Raw genomic sequence first — 2,954 nt, 5'->3', positions numbered from 1 at the left:
TCAATTGGAATACGGCACAACGCGAGAACTCAACCTGTAACGAGACAGACTCGTTATAGGGTCAAGCGAACAAGTGCATGTGGTGGATGCCTTGGCGATCACAGGCGATGAAGGACGCGGTAGCCTGCGAAAAGCTACGGGGAGCTGGCAAACGAGCTTTGATCCGTAGATGTCCGAATGGGGAAACCCACTCCTTTTGGAGTATCCATGACTGAATACATAGGTCATGTGAAGCGAACGCGGTGAACTGAAACATCTAAGTAACCGCAGGAAAAGAAATCAACCGAGATTCCCAAAGTAGTGGCGAGCGAAATGGGATGAGCCTTGCACTCTTTATTTGTATTGTTAGCCGAACGCTCTGGAAAGTGCGGCCATAGCAGGTGATAGCCCTGTAGGCGAAAACAGTATGAAAGAACTAGGTGTGCGACAAGTAGGGCGGGACACGTGAAATCCTGTCTGAAGATGGGGGGACCATCCTCCAAGGCTAAATACTCGTGATCGACCGATAGTGAACCAGTACCGTGAGGGAAAGGCGAAAAGAACCCCGGGAGGGGAGTGAAATAGATCCTGAAACCGCATGCATACAAACAGTCGGAGCCTCGTAAGGGGTGACGGCGTACCTTTTGTATAATGGGTCAGCGACTTACGTTCAGTAGCAAGCTTAACCGTATAGGGCAGGCGTAGCGAAAGCGAGTCCGAATAGGGCGTTCAGTTGCTGGGCGTAGACCCGAAACCAAGTGATCTATCCATGGCCAGGATGAAGGTGCGGTAACACGTACTGGAGGTCCGAACCCACTAACGTTGAAAAGTTAGGGGATGAGCTGTGGATAGGGGTGAAAGGCTAAACAAACTTGGAAATAGCTGGTTCTCTCCGAAAACTATTTAGGTAGTGCCTCGTGTCTCACCTTCGGGGGTAGAGCACTGTCATGGTTGGGGGGTCTATTGCAGATTACCCCGCCATAGCAAACTCCGAATACCGAAGAGTGCAATCACGGGAGACAGACATCGGGTGCTAACGTCCGGTGTCAAGAGGGAAACAACCCAGACCGCCAGCTAAGGTCCCCAAATATAGCTAAGTGGGAAACGAAGTGGGAAGGCTAAAACAGTCAGGAGGTTGGCTTAGAAGCAGCCACCCTTTAAAGAAAGCGTAATAGCTCACTGATCGAGTCGTCCTGCGCGGAAGATGTAACGGGGCTAAGCTATATACCGAAGCTGCGGATGCGTGCTTTGCACGCATGGTAGGAGAGCGTTCCGTAAGCCTGCGAAGGTGCCTTGTAAAGGGTGCTGGAGGTATCGGAAGTGCGAATGCTGACATGAGTAGCGATAAAGGGGGTGAAAGGCCCCCTCGCCGTAAGCCCAAGGTTTCCTACGCAACGTTCATCGGCGTAGGGTGAGTCGGCCCCTAAGGCGAGGCAGAAATGCGTAGCTGATGGGAAGCAGGTCAATATTCCTGCACCATTGTTAGATGCGATGGGGGGACGGATCGCGGAAGGTTGTCCGGGTGTTGGAAGTCCCGGTCGCTGCATTGGAGAAGGCACTTAGGCAAATCCGGGTGCGCAATTCAAGGGTGTGGCGCGAGCTTCTTCGGAAGCGAAGCAATTGGAAGTGGTTCCAAGAAAAGCCTCTAAGCTTCAGTCTAACGATGACCGTACCGCAAACCGACACAGGTGGGCGAGATGAGTATTCTAAGGCGCTTGAGAGAACTCGGGAGAAGGAACTCGGCAAATTGGTACCGTAACTTCGGGATAAGGTACGCCCTTGTAGCTTGACTGGCCTGCGCCAGGAGGGTGAAGGGGTTGCAATAAACTGGTGGCTGCGACTGTTTAATAAAAACACAGCACTCTGCAAACACGAAAGTGGACGTATAGGGTGTGACGCCTGCCCGGTGCCGGAAGATTAAATGATGGGGTGCAAGCTCTTGATTGAAGTCCCGGTAAACGGCGGCCGTAACTATAACGGTCCTAAGGTAGCGAAATTCCTTGTCGGGTAAGTTCCGACCTGCACGAATGGCGTAACGATGGCCACACTGTCTCCTCCCGAGACTCAGCGAAGTTGAAGTGTTTGTGATGATGCAATCTACCCGCGGCTAGACGGAAAGACCCCATGAACCTTTACTGTAGCTTTGCATTGGACTTTGAACCGATCTGTGTAGGATAGGTGGGAGGCTATGAAACCGGAACGCTAGTTTCGGTGGAGCCGTCCTTGAAATACCACCCTGGTTTGTTTGAGGTTCTAACCTTGGCCCGTGATCCGGGTCGGGGACAGTGCATGGTAGGCAGTTTGACTGGGGCGGTCTCCTCCCAAAGCGTAACGGAGGAGTACGAAGGTACGCTAGGTACGGTCGGAAATCGTGCTGATAGTGCAATGGCATAAGCGTGCTTAACTGCGAGACCGACAAGTCGAGCAGGTGCGAAAGCAGGTCATAGTGATCCGGTGGTTCTGTATGGAAGGGCCATCGCTCAACGGATAAAAGGTACTCTGGGGATAACAGGCTGATACCGCCCAAGAGTTCATATCGACGGCGGTGTTTGGCACCTCGATGTCGGCTCATCTCATCCTGGGGCTGTAGCCGGTCCCAAGGGTATGGCTGTTCGCCATTTAAAGAGGTACGTGAGCTGGGTTTAAAACGTCGTGAGACAGTTTGGTCCCTATCTGCCGTGGGCGTTGGATATTTGAAGGGGGCTGCTCCTAGTACGAGAGGACCGGAGTGGACGAACCTCTGGTGTACCGGTTGTCACGCCAGTGGCATCGCCGGGTAGCTATGTTCGGAAGAGATAACCGCTGAAAGCATCTAAGCGGGAAACTCGCCTTAAGATGAGATATCCCTGGGGACTAGATCCCCTTGAAGGGTCGTTCGAGACCAGGACGTTGATAGGTCAGGTGTGTAAGCGCAGTAATGCGTTCAGCTAACTGATACTAATTGCCCGTAAGGCTTGATCCTATAACAAGTCTGT

General features: G+C 52.5%; 1 rRNA gene. It reads left to right on the top strand.

Annotation, left to right across the window (positions count from 1 at the left end):
* The first annotated feature begins 59 nt into the window (after positions 1-59).
* A 23S ribosomal RNA gene (locus DIE08_RS35120) occupies positions 60-2,941 on the top strand.
* Positions 2,942-2,954 lie beyond the last annotated feature (13 nt).

This window comes from Burkholderia sp. Bp9004 (assembly GCF_003858025.1).
GTDB lineage: Bacteria > Pseudomonadota > Gammaproteobacteria > Burkholderiales > Burkholderiaceae > Burkholderia > Burkholderia diffusa.
Note: the sequence above shows the minus strand (reverse complement) of the source record. Positions and strands in the feature narration are given on the sequence as shown.